The organism is Pseudarthrobacter sp. fls2-241-R2A-168, assembly GCF_030209335.1.
GTDB lineage: Bacteria > Actinomycetota > Actinomycetes > Actinomycetales > Micrococcaceae > Arthrobacter.
The window spans coordinates 70,898-85,290 of sequence record NZ_JARVSG010000016.1 but is presented as its reverse complement, the minus strand read 5'-3'; the positions used below and the strand labels follow the sequence as shown (position 1 = coordinate 85,290).

Below are 14,393 nucleotides of genomic sequence, written 5' to 3'. Positions count from 1 at the left end.
AACGCCAAGTAACGGATACCAGTAGAGGAGCAAGGCATGAGTGACGTAGTTGTTGTAGGTGTGGACGGCAGCGAGTCCGCCAAGAAGGCCGCGGAAGCTGCACGCGACCTCGCGGCGTCGCTGGGAGCCTCACTGCACGTGGTGACAGCATTCGAGACCGAGAGCGCCGAAACCTTCGGCGTCGGGTCGGACAAGGTGCGGATCTCAAACGCGGACGCCGCCGAGATGGTTGCGAACTCGCTCTCCAACTCAGGGCAGGTGTCCATCACCCACTCGGCCGCCCGCGGCAAGCCCGCCGACGCCCTGATCAAGGAAGCCATCCGCCTGGACGCGAAGGTCATCGTGGTGGGAAACCGCAGGATGCGCGGCATCGGCCGGCTCCTGGGCAGCGTGGCCAACAGCGTGGCGCACAACGCCCCCTGCGACGTCTACATCGCCAACACGTACGACGACTGACGGCTCACCCTACATAAAAACAAAAGCAAACCGGACGACGGCGGAACTTCCCGCCGTCGTCCGCTTGCGTTTAATGCCCGCTCCAGGGAGCGCGCTGCCGCAACGAGTGCTAAGTGGCCGCCTCCGCCTCCGCCAGCGCGATCATCCGGATTTCCTCGGCAACTGCGTGGGAGGGCCAGTGGCTGTTGGCTATGTCCCTGGCCCGGTGGTGATCAGCATCGGCAAAGAGCTTCTCCAGCAGCCCCGTCACATGCAGCAGGCCGATCAAGGCCGTGGTGCGCGCATCGGCTGTTCCGCTTCCCAGCCCGGCCTCAATGTCCTTGAGGAGCGCCGCCTTCGGCGCGTGGTCCTGCTCCGGATACCGCGTGATCCTGAACAGGCCCAGGCGCTTTTCGCCGACGTGCCTCACCACGCCCTGCTCAGCCAGCTCCTCATAAATCCGATGCACCTCGGCACGGCTTTCCAGGATTGAAACCCAGCGATGGGCAGTGTGCGGCCTTGATTTATGCCGGATGAGCTCCAGGTGGTGCTGAACCCCGTCGGGCACAGGGCCGCCTGTGACCCTGACGTGCTTGCCCTGCAGTTCAATGGCACCGAGCAGATCCAGCTCCGCCAGGATTGCCCCGGCTACACCGGCTTGCAGAACGGGCTGGGTGATTTCTGCCCCGCCGTCAGCGTCGTTGGTTGCGAGAAGGAGGAACGCCTGGGGAAGGCTCAGCTCCCCGGCATTGGGAGATTCAGCATCCATACCACTATGGTCCCGCGGGAAACGGGCCACCACAACGAGGATTTACCTCCACGAAACGCAAACCACTGGAAGCAATCGAAATTGCAGAGTACATTTAATGCAATCACCCTTGCAGAGTGATCTGCGTTACAGAACAGGTCTTCCTTGAACACCAACACCGCAGAAGCGGAAGCCCCCGCCATTGAAGCCAACGGCAGCCCCGGCGCCGGGGACAGCTCCCAAGCATGGCTCGGCGACGCAATCCCGGATGTTCCGCTGACCAAGGCACAAAGCCGGGTGGTGGAGGTCATCACCCGGAATCCGCAGCTCTCCTCCTACGCGGACATAGCGGAGATCGCGCAGCGGGCCGATGTCAACAACTCCACCGTGGTCCGCGCCGCGCAGCACCTTGGCTACCGTGGCTGGCCGGACCTGCAGCGGGAACTCCGGTCGCGTTACCTCGTGATGATTTCCACGGAGGACACCCTCACCGAGCACGGCGAACACCGCAGCCCCTTGCACGACGCACTGAACCACGACGTTGAAAACCTCCGGCTGACCCTCGAATCGAATACGGCAGACGAAGCCGAGGCCGCTATCGCGGCGATGGCCGCGGCGAAGTCCATCACCGTCGTCGGGATCGGCTCCTTCGCAGGCCCCGCCAGCGTGATGGCCCACCTCGGCTCCACGATGGGGTATCCCATCTCGCTGGAAAACCGCGGCGGCGTCCACCTGGCTTCGAGCACCAACACCCTTGGCGCCGGCGACGTGCTGGTGGTGATCAACATGTGGCGTTCCGTCCGGCAGGTCATCGTGGCCGCCGAAGCCGCCAAAGCTTCCGGTGCCACGGTCATCGCCATCAGCGACATGCGCCGCGGCCGCCTGGCAGCCGCCGCCGACCACCTTCTGGTGGTGGCATCCGAGGGCATCTCCTTCTTCCAGTCGGTCACCGCCGCGAACTCGCTGGTCTACGGGTTGCTCGCCGGGATGGAGGCGGCCCATCCCGAGCGCAGCCGGGCCGCCATCCGCCGCACCCAGCAGCTATGGAAAGACCTCGACATCTACCTCGACTGACCCGCCTTAACTTCGCAGGAGTATTTGATGAATGACCAGATCGATCGCCGGATAGCCGTCATCGGGCTCGGTGCCATGGGCGGAGCAATGGCCGCCACCCTCCACAAAGCCGGCTGGGACGTCACCGGCTTCGACCCCTCCGGCGAGGCACGTACCGCCGCGGAACAAACCGGCATCAAAACCATTCCCAACCTCGCGGATGCCGCCGGGACACCCTACGCCGTGCTCTCCCTCCCCGCCGCCAGCATCGTGGAAACCACCGTGCCCCAACTCCTCAAAGTGCCAGGCACCGTGGCGATCATCGACACCACCACCTCCGAACCAGGCACCAGCAAAAACATGGCCGAGCTTGCCCAAACCCAGGGAGCGGCCTTCGTGGACGCACCCGTCTCCGGTGGCCGCGACGGCGCAGCAACCGGTTCGCTGAGCGCCTTCGTCGGTGCCACGGACGAGGCCCTCGCCGCCGCCGAGCCCGTCCTGCTGGCGCTGACGGGCGGGAAATACAGCCACATCGGCGGCCCCGGCAGCGGCAACGTGGTCAAACTCCTCAACAACGTGCTCGCGGCCGCCAACCTCGTCTCGGTGGGGGAAGCATTGGGTGTTGCCAAGGCCTACGGCATTGACCCCGCCACCGCCGCGGCCAGCATCAGCAATGCGTCCGGGGGCAGCAAAGTCTCGGCCAACATGTACCCCAACTGGGTACTCAGCGGCACGCACGACTCCGGTTTCTCCCTGGGCCTGATGGCCCGCGATGCCGCCCTCGCCGTGGATGTCGCCGCCCGGATCGGCGAAAAGCCCGCACTCTTGGCCGCCGTGGCCAGTCAGTGGCAGGATGCCCTGGCCGCGCTCGGCCCGAAGGCGGACTTCACTGAAATCGCCCGGACCGTGGCCCCGGCCATCACTCCCGCCGGAGCACCAAGCAACGCACCAGGCCTGGAACCAGGCCTGAAACCTGGAGCGGCACCCGGCAACGCTTCCGGCACCTCCGCAGGCACCTAACACCCAACCCGCAGCCCCAAAGGAACACCACATTGAGCGTCACCACAGCACCCAACTCCTCCTCGGCAGCCACCGCTAAAAAGGTCCTGGATTCGGCCTTCCCCGCCGGTCTGGGCGCCTTCGTCAACGGCAAGGTAACCACCGGCAGCGGCGAGGCCATCACCCTCACCGCTGCTGCCACCGGCAAACCGTTCGCCACCTACGCGGACCCCGGCGCCGAAGGTGCCAACGCCATCCTGGAAAGCTCGACGGCGGGCGCCAAAGTCTGGGGCGCACTGAACGGCTTCGAACGGGCCGCCATCCTCCGCAACGTCAGCCGGGCGGTGGAACAGCACGGGGAGGAGCTCGCCATCCTCGAATCCGCCACCACCGGCAAGCCGATCCGCGACACACGCGCCGAAGCCGCCAAAGTTGCTGAAATGTTCGGCTATTACGCCGGCTGGGCGGACAAGCTGACCGGCCAGACCATCCCGGTCCCGGGCAACTGGCACACCTACACCGAGCGCGTCCCGTGGGGCGTCGTCGTGGCCATCACGCCCTGGAATGCTCCCCTGTTCACCGCCGGCTGGAACTCCGCGGCCCCGCTTGCGGCCGGCAACGCCGTGATCATCAAGCCCAGCGAGTTCACCCCGGCCTCATCGGTCCGGCTCGCCCAACTGGCGCACGAAGCCGGGCTGCCGGCAGGCGTCTTCAACGTGGCGGCCGGGCTGGGCCAGACTGTGGGCGCGGCCCTCACCACGGACCGGCGCGTGGGCAAGGTGAGCTTCATCGGCTCCGTCCCCACCGGCCGCCGCGTCGCCGTGGCTGCAGCCCAGGCCGGGATTCCCGCCCTGCTGGAGCTCGGCGGGAAAAGCGCCAACATCGTCTTCGCGGACGCGGACCTGGACCGTGCCGCGGATGGCGCCATCTCAGCCATCTTCTCCGGCGCGGGCCAGTCCTGTGTGGCCGGATCGCGCCTGCTCGTGGAGCGCAGCGTCCACGCAGAGTTCGTAGAGCTGGTAGCCGCCAAGGCCGCACGGCTCCGGGTGGGCGACCCGCTCAGCGCGGACACCGAGGTGGGCCCCATCATCACCGCCCAGCAGTTCGCCACCGTCACCACGCTCATCGAAGCAGGAATGAACGACGGCGGCCGCCGGGTCACAGAAGCCGCTTTGCCGGACTCCCTGGCCGGGTCCGCCCTGGCAGGCGGGCACTGGGTGATGCCCACTCTGCTGGACGGCGTCACCCCGGCCAACCGCCTCGAAACCACGGAGGTCTTTGGTCCCGTAGTGGGCGCCGACGCCTTCGACACCGAAGCCGAAGCCATCGCCCGGGCCAACAACACCAACTTCGGCCTGGCCGGTGCAGTCTGGACTTCCGACGTGTCCCGCGCCCACCACGTTGCCCGCGAGGTCAAGGCCGGCACGTTCTGGATCAACTCGTACAAAACCATCCACGTGGCGGTTCCGTTCGGCGGCTTCGGCGATTCCGGCCACGGCCGCTCCTCAGGCCCGGGCGTACTGGACGAATACACGCAGACGAAGGCCATCTGGGTGCCCACCCGCGCGGCCGGGTCGCCTTTCCCGTCCCTTTCCTACTAATCCGCCCTGAAACGCCGCACCCAAAGGAAGATGCCCATGGAACTGACCAACCCATCCCCCGCCCCGGCGGCCCTTCGCGGCGCCCTGGCAGACGGCGTCGACCATTGGAAACCCCGCGTCCAGGCGTTGGCGCAGGAGATCCACGCGTTCAAGGAGATTTCCTTTGAGGAGGTGCGCTCCGCCCACGCGATTGCCGCCCTGCTGGAGGAGGCCGGCTTCGAGGTGGAGCGTGGCACCTCAGGCCTTCCCACCGCCTTCTCGGCGAGCGCAGGCAGCGGCGAACTGACGGTAGCGCTGTGCGTGGAGTACGACGCGCTTCCGGACATCGGCCACGCCTGCGGGCACAACCTGATCGCGGGCGCCTCGGTGGCCGCCGCCCTCGCCCTTCTCCCCCTGGTGGACGAGCTCGGCATCACGCTGAAGGCCATCGGCACTCCCGCCGAGGAGCATGGCGGCGGCAAGGCGCTGATGCTGGAGCGAGGAGCGTTCGACGGCGTCGGGCTGGCTTTGATGGTCCACCCCGTCCAGGACGGGCTCACCTACAATCCCACCGGCACCAGCGCCCAAGCGGTGGGCCGCTACAAGGCGACGTTCACCGGTAAGGCGGCCCACGCCGCGGCAGCCCCGCACCAGGGCGTCAACGCGGCCGATGCCGCGGTGCTGAGCCAGGTGGCCATCGGCCTATTGCGCCAGCAGATCCCCAGCGACCACCGGATCGCCTGCTTCGTGGCCGAGGCCGGGCACGTCACCAACATCATTCCGGAGAAGGCGGTGGTCCAGTTCGAATGCCGGGCCTTCACCCTGCCGGAATACGAGGCCCTGCACCAGCGGGTCCGGAACTGCTTCGAAGGCGCCGCGCTGGCCACCGGCACAACGCTGGCCATCGAGGAAGCCGAACCCCTGTACGAACCGCTGCTCCAGGATGACGCCCTCGCAGCGCACTGGACCGACGCGATGGATGCCTTCGGCAAAGACACGTCGCGGTCGTCCGGCCTCAGCGGCGGCTCCACCGACATGGGCAACATCTCCCAGGTCATCCCGTCCCTGCACCCGTGGCTGAGCATCCCGGGTGCGGACGTGCCCATCCACTCGCACGCGTTTGCCGCACTTGCGGACACTCCCGGGGCGTACGGCGTGATGTTCGAGGCAGCGGTCGCGCTGGCCTGGACCGCCGCGGCCGCCGCCTCAACCCCCACCGAACGGGACCGCTTCATCAAAGCTGCGTACCGCCGTCGTACTTTCACGCAGGAAGGCACATCATGAGCACCACCAAAGCAGCCCGGGCTGATAGGGCCGGGGCCAAGCTGACCATCCCGATCGCCGCCCTGGCCCTGGTGATCGCCGTGGCGGTCCAGTTCATTGGGCAGGTGAAGATCGATGTGGGAATCGGCTCCATCATCATCTTCCCCATGGTGTGGGGCCTCATCCTGGGCCTGCTGGTCTCGATCCAGAAGGTCAAGCCCCTGGGCATCGACCTGCAGCGGGTGGCGGCAGCCTTGGTGGGCGTGGCCGTATTGCTCCTGGTGGCCCGGCTGGCGTTCAACATCGGACCCAGCCTGCCCACCCTGCTCAAGGCCGGACCCGCGCTGCTCCTCCAGGAGGTGGGCCACCTGCTCGGCACCATCGTGCTGGCGCTCCCCCTGGCTGTGCTGCTGAGGATGGGCGCGGCAACGGTGGGCGCCACGTTCTCGCTGGACCGCGAGCCCTCCTTCGCGATGGTGTCGGAGAAGTACGGCCCCGATTCGGACCAGTACCGCGGCGTGCTGGCCATGTACGTGTTCGGCACGCTGTTCGGCGCCGTCTACATCACGCTCCTCACCTCGCTCGTGGCCAACTGGAAGATCTTCGATCCGCTGGCCCTGGCCATGGGCGCCGGCGTGGGGTCCGGCTCCATGATGGCGGCGTCCGCCGCGAGCATCGTGGCCGGCTACCCGGCGGACCAGGAAGCCGTCCTGGGCATGGCGGCCGTGTCCAACCTGATCACCACGGTCCTGGGCGTTTACGTGGGCATCTACATCGCCCTGCCGCTGGCCGACCGGTTTTACCGGCTCCTCACCCGCAAGCAGACCGCACGCGAAGACGCTGCCGTGACGGCTGGTGCACCGGCCGGCGCTGCCGGGGCTTCCGCCGGTGCAGCGGCAGCACGTACCGCGGAAGACATGGACCGCGAAGCCGCCCAGGCGGAGGAAAACCGGCGGTTCCGTGAGCGCGTGGCCGAGTCCGCGGCAGCCATGAAACTGCCGCTCTGGCTGTCCCTCTCGGTCCTCACGGTCCTGGGCATCGCGACGGCGTCGGTGGCGGCGAAGGGCTTCAGCCTCAGCATCGTAGCCGGCTACGTGATCATGCTGGTTTTGGTCCTGGTCAGCATCGCGCTGGCGAAGGCCACCCGGAAGATCTCGGCCATCGTTTTTATCACCACCATTGGCGCCTACATCTCCAGCCCGTGGTTCTTCGCGGCGGAACCGTTGAATGCCGCGGTCAAGACCGTCGACTTCCTCTCCATCGCCACCGTGATGCTGACCCTGGCGGGCCTGTCGCTGGGCAAGGACATCCCGTTGCTGAAAAACATTGGCTGGAAGATCATCCCCGTGGGCCTGGTGGCCGTCACGGCGTCGTTCCTGCTCTCCACGGTGATCGCGGAATTCGCCCTTGGCCTCTGGCACTGACTCCGGACCGAGACTCCCGACAGCCGGTCCACAGCAAAGCGGACGACGGCGGGACCTCCCTCCGTCGTCCGCTTGCTTTAATCGTCGGCTCGTCCGAAGTAAGGGTGCGGGCCACCTGGACCACTGGTATTGCTCCGCGCCCGAAGGCGGAAGGAACCATGCGCCCAACACGGCCAGCGCACTAATCCAGGTTGTTGCCTGCCGTTTCCGGCCCGCACGGTCTTTGGGCTGGAGCGCGTCAGACGCTGGTTCTGCGCTTCAGCCAGCCCCAGACAGCGGTGGCCACAAACAGGATCAGGCCGATGAACGCCAGCCACAGCAGGCCCTTGATCACGAAGCCCAGGATCGACAGAACAAGCCAGATGATAAGCAGTGTGATGATTAGTCCCATAGGGGAAGCTTAGGCCAATCCCGGACCGCGCATGCCGGGTTAGGTCGAGGCGTCCCGCTCAATTTCCTCGGCGAGGTCGTCCACCGCTTCGGGGCGCAGGTTGATTCCCGCCTCATCGAAGCGTTCCTCCAGCACGTGGCTTACGTCGTCCTGCACATGGCCCAGCCGGATCTCGTCCTTGACCTCTTCGGCAATGCTTTCGGCGGTTTCCACGGCGTCAACCTCCTCCATGTTGTCGTCGTCAAAAGGGGCACCGGTATCAGCTGCGTCAGTCATACTTCATCGTTGCGGCTCGGCGGCGGGCGGTCAATGACGGGAACGGCGAAAAGGGCAAAGCGGACGACGGCGGTACCTCCCGCCGTCGTCCGCTGCCGTTGTCCAGGGGCTTAGCCCGCAATCTCTACTTTGACGAAGTCCTCCCGGTGGAACATCCGGCGCTCGGCCCAGCCGTCCATGACCACCCAGATGATGGAGCCGTCGGGTGTGGTGCCGTCCACCACGCCGCAGCCCAGGGGCACGCCGTCCCGTGAGAGGCGCACCCACTGTCCCACCGGCAGGGCATTCCAGGAAACGCGCCGCCAACTGTGCAATTCAGTAAGGAACATTCGCGCCTACCGGAGGATGACCGTGCGGTTGCCCAGCAGCAGGATCCGCCCCTCGCAATGCCAGCGGACGGCATTCCGGAGGGCAGCACACTCGGCGTCCCGGCCCACCGCCACCAGGTCGTCCGCCGTGTAAGTGTGGTCCACCTCGATGACCTGCTGCGCGATGATCGGGCCCTCATCCAGTTCCGCGTTGACGTAGTGCGCGGTGGCACCCACAGTCTTCACGCCCCGCTCGTACGCCTGGTGGTAGGGCTTGGCGCCCTTGAAGCTAGGCAGGAACGAGTGGTGGATGTTGATGGTCTTGCCCGCCAGCCTGACCGAGAGCTCATCGCTGAGCACCTGCATGTAGCGGGCCAGGACCACCAGTTCCACGTCGAGCTCATCCACCAGTTCCAGGAGCCGCGCCTCAGCCTGGGGCTTTGTGGCAGCGGTGACCGGCACGTGGAAGAACGGAATGCCGTGCCACTGCACCAGGCCTTCCTGGTCCCGGTGGTTCGAGACGACCGCGACGATCTCCACCGGGATGTCACCCGTGCGCGCCCGGAACAGGAGGTCGTTGAGGCAGTGCCCCATCTTGGACACCATCACCAGCACACGGCGTTTCCGGCCCTGCGGCTCCAGCTTCCAGTTCATCTGCCACTTCTCCGCCACAGGCCCGAACTGCCGGCGCAGGTCCTCGGTGGTGAGAGGTTCCTCCAGGCTGCCTTCGGACGAGTCCGAGGCGAAGTGCACCCGCATGAAGAAGTGTCCCTGAGCCTTGTCCCCGTACTGCTTGATGTCGACGATGTCGCAGCCGTGCTCGAGCAGGAACGCCGACACCGCGTGCACAATGCCCGGCGATTCGGCACAGTCAACGGTCAGGATATGTTCGACGGCGGCAGCAGGTTCCCCAGCTGCCGCAGCCGCCGCGGGGGCTGGCTCTTCGAGCGCCGTGCTCATTTCTTGGCCCCGTCTTCCACAGCTCCGAAGTCGCGGCCGATGGTGGACGCCTCGGTGTCCAGGTCCTGGGCAAGCTCGGACTTGAACGTCTCGTAACGGGCCAGGTGTGCGGGCCGGCGGCGCAGCACCAGCCACGCGGCGCCGAGCACCAGGAACCAGACCGGCGTGACCAGCAACGCCAGCAGGGTATCCGGCTGGGTGGTGAGGGCCCAGAGGACGAAGCCGAAGAACGCGAACACTATCCACACCATCGGGATCCCGCCGGGCATGCGGTACTTGGACGCCTCGTGCAGGTGGGCGCGGCGGCGGCGGAACGCGAGGTAGCTGGCCAGGATGATGGACCAGGCAAACACGAAGCAGACGGCGGACACGGTAGTCACCATTTCGAAGGCCTTGCCGATGTCCTGGCCCGCGTACATCAGCACTACGCCGGAGAGCAGCAGCACGCAGGAGAGGAACAAGGCATTCTGCGGCACTTTTCGGGTCGACAGGTGGCGGAACACTGACGGCGCGTCGCCTTCCTGTGCCAGGCCGTAGACCATGCGGGAGGTGGAGTAGATCCCGGAGTTGGCCGAGGACATCGCCGAGCTGAGGACCACCAGGTTCACTACGGTGGCGGCGGCGCCGAGGCCGGCCAGGGAGAACATGGCGATGAACGGGCTGTGGCCGGCCTGGAACTGGGTCCACGGGGTGACGGACATCAGGATGATCAGGGCGCCCACGTAGAACAGGAGTACGCGGATGGGGATGGAGTTGATGGCCTTGGGCAGGTTCTTCTCGGGGTCCTTCGCCTCGGCGGCGGTGGTGCCCACCAGTTCAATGCCCACAAACGCGAACACCGCAATCTGGAAGCCGGCCACAAAACCCATGAATTCATTGGGGAACATCCCGCCGTGGCTCCACAAGTTCGTGAAGGTGGCAGGGCCGGCGTCGGACTGGAAGCCCGTGAAGATCATGAACATGCCCACGATGATCAGCGCCGCGATGGCGATGATCTTGATCAGCGCGAACCAGAACTCGGTCTCGCCGAACGCCTTCACCGTCACCAGGTTGAGGAACAGCAGGATGGCCACGGTGGCCAGGCCCGGGATCCAGAGCGGCAGCCCCGGCCAGAGTTCCTTGGAGTAGCCGGCGATGGCGATCACATCCGCGATTCCGGTGATTACCCAGCAGAACCAGTAGGTCCAGCCGGTGAAGAAGCCCGCCCAGGGGCCCAGCAGGTCGGCGGCGAAGTCGCTGAAGGATTTGTAGTTCAGGTTGCTCAGCAGCAGTTCGCCCATGGCCCGCATCACGAAGAACAACATGAAGCCGATGATCATGTAGACGAAAATGACGGACGGACCTGCTGCGGAGATGGTTTTGCCCGAGCCCATGAACAGGCCCGTGCCGATGGCGCCGCCAATGGCGATCAGCTGGATGTGCCGGTTGGTAAGCTGCCGCTCCAAGTGCGGTTCCTGGTGGGTTGTTACGGGTTTAGTGCTCACGTGCTGCTCCTCGAATCATCGTTGGTTGAAGTGCTGCGGTAGTGGATGTTTGCTCCGGTCCGGCTGGGACCGGGTCAAGGCTGTTGAAGCTGTAGAGGTGGATGCCGGCGATGCTGCCCGGTTGGCTTTTCAGGCCGGCGATCAGGCTGTCCGGCGAGTAACGGTCGCCGCTGAGGAGTTTGCGGGCCAGCGGGCCTTTGCGGCTGAGGAACTTCAGGGAACTTCCGACGCCGATCTGCCCGGCGAGTGCCACCAGCCTGGTCCGCGGGACGGCCCCCGCCACACCCGCCCAGACGGGAAGGTGAACGCCTTCACGGCGCAGGAGCGCCGCATAGTCGTGGATTTTCTCCGGGGAAAAGCACATCTGGGTGACCACGTGGGTGGCCAGGTGCTGCTTGGCCAGCAGCCCGTCCAGCAGGTCTACCGGGCTCACCGCAGGGTGGCCCTCGGGGTAGCCTGCCACACCGGCCCGCATGGTCCCGCCGGTGTACTGCGCGATGTCTTCGAGGACCGGAAGCGCCGAGTCATAGACGCCGGCCGGTTGTTTCCGGTCTCCCCCAATAACGAAGACTTCGCGGATGCCCGCTGCATCGCAGCCGCGGACAATTTCGGTGAGCTCGGCCCGGCTGCTGATGCTCCGGCCGGCGAGGTGCGGCACCACGGTGTAGCCGGCATCGCTGAGCTCCACCGCGGTGCGCATGGTCCGTTCGATGCCGTGGTGCGGCAGGCACGTGACGCTGAGCGTGGTGGTCCTGGGCACCAGGGCCTGAACCTGCTCCACGATTCCCTGGGCAGGGATGATTTCGATTCTGATGGGGAACTTCATTGGTCCTGTCTATGCATCAGGTATGGGTCATCCGTTCCGGACTGCAACGCGGGGTCACTCCCGGCCCGATGTTGGCGGTTTTTTGGGCCGGATGTGACCCCGCGTTGTGGTTCAGGAAGCGGCGAGCAGTGAGCTGGCTTCCTGGCGGGTGGTTCCGGAGTCCTGGATGCCCTCGGCGATGTGGGCGAGTTCGGCGGGGATGTCCCGGCCTTTCTTGCGCATGGCAGTGGCCCAGAGCCGGCCGGCCCTATAGGAGGAGCGCACCAGCGGGCCGGACATCACGCCCAGGAAACCGATCTCGATGGCCTCGTCCTGCAGGTCCACGAACTCCTGCGGCTTGACCCACCGGTCCACCGGCAGGTGCCGCTCGGACGGGCGCAGGTACTGGGTGATGGTGATCAGGTCGCACCCCGCCTCATGCAGGTCCCGCAGCGCTTCGGAGATCTCTTCACGGGTTTCGCCCATGCCCAGGATCAGGTTGGACTTGGTCACCATGCCCAGGTTCCGGCCCTGCGTGATCACATCCAGGGACCGCTCGTACCGGAACGCCGGCCGGATCCGCTTGAAAATCCTTGGCACGGTTTCCACATTGTGCGCGAACACCTCCGGCTTCGAATCACAGATCGCGGCGATATGCTCGGGCTTGCCGGAGAAGTCCGGGATCAGCAACTCCACCCCGGTGCCCGGGTTCAGCTCGTGGATCTTCCGGACCGTCTCGGCGTACAGCCACACACCCTCATCCGCCAGATCGTCCCGGGCCACGCCGGTGACGGTGGCGTAGCGCAGCTGCATGGCCTGCACGGACCGGGCCACCTTGGTGGGTTCGAACATGTCCACCGGGGACGGCTTGCCGGTATCGATCTGGCAGAAATCACACCGCCGCGTGCACTCGGACCCGCCGATCAGGAACGTGGCTTCCTTGTCCTCCCAGCACTCAAAAATGTTGGGACAGCCAGCCTCCTCACACACCGTGTGCAGGCCTTCCTTTTTCACCAGGTTCTTGAGCCCGACGAACTCCGGACCCATCTGGACCTTGGCCTTGATCCACTCCGGCTTGCGCTCCACCGGAACAGCAGAATTACGCTGTTCAACGCGCAAAAGCTTCCGGCCTTCAGGTGCCAATGTCATTTCTGTACTTCCTTCAGCATTCGACGACGTTGACGGCGAGGCCGCCCATGGCCGTTTCCTTGTATTTGGAGCTCATGTCCTTGCCGGTCTCGCGCATGGTCACAATGACCTCATCGAGCGAGACGCGGTGGGAGCCGTCGCCCCAGAGCGCCATCTTCGCGGCGTTGATGGCCTTCGCCGCGGCAATCGCGTTCCGTTCGATGCACGGCACCTGCACCAGGCCGCCGATCGGGTCGCAGGTGAGGCCCAGATTGTGCTCCATCGCGATCTCCGCCGCGTTCTCCACCTGCGCCGGGGTTCCGCCCATTACCTCGGCCAGGCCTGCTGCCGCCATGGACGACGCGGATCCCACTTCGCCCTGGCACCCCACCTCGGCGCCTGAGATGGACGCCTGCTCCTTGTACAGCACCCCGACGGCCCCGGCAGCGAGCAGGAACTTGACCACCACGTCGTCGCGGTCCTCTTGGCTTGCGTTCTCCATCCCCGGCGCGAAGTGCAGCGCGTAAAACAGGACCGCCGGGATGATCCCCGCCGCTCCGTTGGTGGGTGCAGTGACCACCCGGCCGCCGGACGCGTTCTCCTCATTGACCGCCAGGGCGATCAAGTTAACCCACTCCTGCCAATACTTCTGGTCATAGAAGTCCTGGTCCTGGCCTTCATCGTCCGGCCGTGAGCTTTCCTTCTTCAGCCGGTCGTACCAGTCCGGGGCACGACGGCGGACCTTCAGTCCCCCGGGCAGCACGCCTTCGCGTTTCAGGCTGGTCTGCACGCAGTCCTCCATCACCGACCAGATGTGCAGCAGGCCTGCGCGGATCTCTTCGGGAGTGCGGCTGTCCTCCTCATTGACGCGCATCACGTCGCTGATGCCCAGACCGGTTTCCCGGCAGTGCTCCAGCAGTTCGGCGGCAGTGCGGAAGGGCAGCGGCAGTTCCTTCTTGGACTCCTCGAGTTCCTGCTGCGCCGCGTCTTCCTCGCCTTCGCGGACGATGAACCCGCCGCCCACCGAGAAAAACGTGGCGGTGTGCAGGACGTTGCCGTCGGCGTCGGACACAGTGAAGGTCATGCCGTTGGTGTGCCGGGGCAGGACGGTCAGCGGCCGCAGCACCATGTCCTTCACCCCGTACGGCAGTGCGACCGCGCCAGCCAACTGCAGCGTGCCGGTATTGGCGATTGCCGCCAGCCGTTCCTCCACCTCGTCCGGCAGGATCAGCTCCGGGTGGAAGCCCTCCAGCCCCAGCAGGATCGCGGTCATGGTGCCGTGCCCGTGCCCCGTAGCCGCGAGCGACCCGTACAGGTCCACCCGCAGGGAGGCAACGTCCGCGAGCTTGCCCAGGCCTTTGAGCTCCTCGGCAAAGACGGCAGCGGCCCGCATCGGCCCCACAGTATGGGAACTAGAGGGGCCAATCCCTATCGAAAAGAGGTCAAAGACTCCAACAGCCATGCGCGTTTCCTAACTAGAAGTGGGGCGTTGATTGAGCTTGTAAAAACCGGTTTCGGCAGGCTCAACCACCGGTGGTT

The 14,393-nt window shown here is 65.9% G+C and carries 15 protein-coding genes; 6 read left to right on the top strand and 9 right to left on the bottom strand.

Translation table 11 applies throughout. From position 1 onward, the window contains the following. Positions 1-36: 36 nt before the first annotated feature. Complete coding sequence (locus QRN11_RS11480; protein WP_142056741.1) at positions 37-456, top strand: universal stress protein; 420 nt, start codon at positions 37-39, stop codon at positions 454-456. A gap of 109 nt (positions 457-565) precedes the next feature. Here QRN11_RS11480 and QRN11_RS11475 read toward each other — a convergent pair whose 3' ends face one another. Then, positions 566-1,204, bottom strand: coding sequence for a GOLPH3/VPS74 family protein (locus QRN11_RS11475; protein ID WP_285251058.1), 639 nt, complete (start codon positions 1,202-1,204; stop codon positions 566-568). A gap of 144 nt (positions 1,205-1,348) precedes the next feature. On the opposite strand from QRN11_RS11475, the gene QRN11_RS11470 reads away from it, so the two are divergent. Genes QRN11_RS11470 through QRN11_RS11450 form a run of 5 tightly spaced genes read left to right on the top strand, consistent with a single transcriptional unit; the run spans position 1,349 to position 7,502 of the window. Beyond that, positions 1,349-2,257, top strand: a complete 909-nt coding sequence (locus tag QRN11_RS11470) for a MurR/RpiR family transcriptional regulator (RefSeq protein WP_285251057.1) — start codon at positions 1,349-1,351, stop codon at positions 2,255-2,257. Positions 2,258-2,284: 27 nt separating this feature from the next. Further along, positions 2,285-3,256, top strand: coding sequence for an NAD(P)-dependent oxidoreductase (locus tag QRN11_RS11465; RefSeq protein WP_285251056.1), 972 nt, complete (start codon positions 2,285-2,287; stop codon positions 3,254-3,256). A gap of 32 nt (positions 3,257-3,288) precedes the next feature. Further along, positions 3,289-4,836, top strand: coding sequence for an aldehyde dehydrogenase family protein (locus tag QRN11_RS11460; RefSeq protein ID WP_285251055.1), 1,548 nt, complete (start codon positions 3,289-3,291; stop codon positions 4,834-4,836). 36 nt (positions 4,837-4,872) lie between these two features. Next, positions 4,873-6,099 (top strand): amidohydrolase, encoded by a 1,227-nt coding sequence (locus QRN11_RS11455; RefSeq protein ID WP_285251054.1) that lies wholly within the window; start codon positions 4,873-4,875, stop codon positions 6,097-6,099. Then, positions 6,096-7,502, top strand: a complete 1,407-nt coding sequence (locus tag QRN11_RS11450) for a DUF3100 domain-containing protein (protein WP_285251053.1) — start codon at positions 6,096-6,098, stop codon at positions 7,500-7,502. Before QRN11_RS11455 ends, QRN11_RS11450 begins: the two co-directional genes overlap by 4 nt. Before the next feature lie 238 nt (positions 7,503-7,740). Here the strand turns inward: QRN11_RS11450 and QRN11_RS11445 are convergent, their stop codons facing one another. The 8 genes from QRN11_RS11445 to QRN11_RS11410 form a co-directional block, all read right to left on the bottom strand. Next, positions 7,741-7,893, bottom strand: coding sequence for a hypothetical protein (locus tag QRN11_RS11445; RefSeq protein WP_167344656.1), 153 nt, complete (start codon positions 7,891-7,893; stop codon positions 7,741-7,743). Between the two features lie 39 nt (positions 7,894-7,932). Further along, the gene (locus QRN11_RS11440; RefSeq protein WP_091421635.1) at positions 7,933-8,169 is read right to left on the bottom strand and encodes a hypothetical protein; all 237 of its coding nucleotides are present in this window, start codon (positions 8,167-8,169) and stop codon (positions 7,933-7,935) included. 110 nt (positions 8,170-8,279) lie between these two features. Beyond that, positions 8,280-8,498 (bottom strand): hypothetical protein, encoded by a 219-nt coding sequence (locus tag QRN11_RS11435; RefSeq protein ID WP_285251052.1) that lies wholly within the window; start codon positions 8,496-8,498, stop codon positions 8,280-8,282. A 6-nt stretch (positions 8,499-8,504) separates the two neighbouring features. After that, a complete protein-coding gene (gene purU, locus QRN11_RS11430) occupies positions 8,505-9,437 on the bottom strand; it encodes a formyltetrahydrofolate deformylase (RefSeq protein ID WP_285251051.1) in 933 nt (310 codons plus the stop codon). Further along, entirely contained in the window at positions 9,434-10,921 is a 1,488-nt protein-coding gene (cycA, locus tag QRN11_RS11425) for a D-serine/D-alanine/glycine transporter (RefSeq protein WP_285251050.1), read from the bottom strand. Before cycA ends, purU begins: the two co-directional genes overlap by 4 nt. Further along, positions 10,911-11,747 (bottom strand): methylenetetrahydrofolate reductase, encoded by an 837-nt coding sequence (locus QRN11_RS11420; protein ID WP_285251049.1) that lies wholly within the window; start codon positions 11,745-11,747, stop codon positions 10,911-10,913. Before QRN11_RS11420 ends, cycA begins: the two co-directional genes overlap by 11 nt. A 111-nt stretch (positions 11,748-11,858) precedes the next feature. Further along, complete coding sequence (gene lipA, locus QRN11_RS11415) at positions 11,859-12,875, bottom strand: lipoyl synthase (RefSeq protein WP_285251048.1); 1,017 nt, start codon at positions 12,873-12,875, stop codon at positions 11,859-11,861. Positions 12,876-12,888: 13 nt separating this feature from the next. Continuing rightward, complete coding sequence (locus QRN11_RS11410; protein WP_285251047.1) at positions 12,889-14,316, bottom strand: L-serine ammonia-lyase; 1,428 nt, start codon at positions 14,314-14,316, stop codon at positions 12,889-12,891. Between the last annotated feature and the right edge of the window lie 77 nt (positions 14,317-14,393).

Excerpts from the sequence above, each read along its gene's own strand:
- QRN11_RS11445 (WP_167344656.1), bottom strand. The coding sequence starts at position 7,893 with ATGGGACTAATCATCACACTGCTTATCATCTGGCTTGTTCTGTCGATC.
- QRN11_RS11435 (WP_285251052.1), bottom strand. The coding sequence starts at position 8,498 with ATGTTCCTTACTGAATTGCACAGTTGGCGGCGCGTTTCCTGGAATGCC.
- lipA (WP_285251048.1), bottom strand. The coding sequence starts at position 12,875 with ATGACATTGGCACCTGAAGGCCGGAAGCTTTTGCGCGTTGAACAGCGT.
- purU (WP_285251051.1), bottom strand. The coding sequence starts at position 9,437 with ATGAGCACGGCGCTCGAAGAGCCAGCCCCCGCGGCGGCTGCGGCAGCT.
- QRN11_RS11455 (WP_285251054.1), top strand. The coding sequence starts at position 4,873 with ATGGAACTGACCAACCCATCCCCCGCCCCGGCGGCCCTTCGCGGCGCC.
- QRN11_RS11475 (WP_285251058.1), bottom strand. The coding sequence starts at position 1,204 with ATGGATGCTGAATCTCCCAATGCCGGGGAGCTGAGCCTTCCCCAGGCG.
- QRN11_RS11450 (WP_285251053.1), top strand. The coding sequence starts at position 6,096 with ATGAGCACCACCAAAGCAGCCCGGGCTGATAGGGCCGGGGCCAAGCTG.
- QRN11_RS11465 (WP_285251056.1), top strand. The coding sequence starts at position 2,285 with ATGAATGACCAGATCGATCGCCGGATAGCCGTCATCGGGCTCGGTGCC.
- QRN11_RS11410 (WP_285251047.1), bottom strand. The coding sequence starts at position 14,316 with ATGGCTGTTGGAGTCTTTGACCTCTTTTCGATAGGGATTGGCCCCTCT.
- QRN11_RS11480 (WP_142056741.1), top strand. The coding sequence starts at position 37 with ATGAGTGACGTAGTTGTTGTAGGTGTGGACGGCAGCGAGTCCGCCAAG.
- QRN11_RS11440 (WP_091421635.1), bottom strand. The coding sequence starts at position 8,169 with ATGACTGACGCAGCTGATACCGGTGCCCCTTTTGACGACGACAACATG.
- QRN11_RS11420 (WP_285251049.1), bottom strand. The coding sequence starts at position 11,747 with ATGAAGTTCCCCATCAGAATCGAAATCATCCCTGCCCAGGGAATCGTG.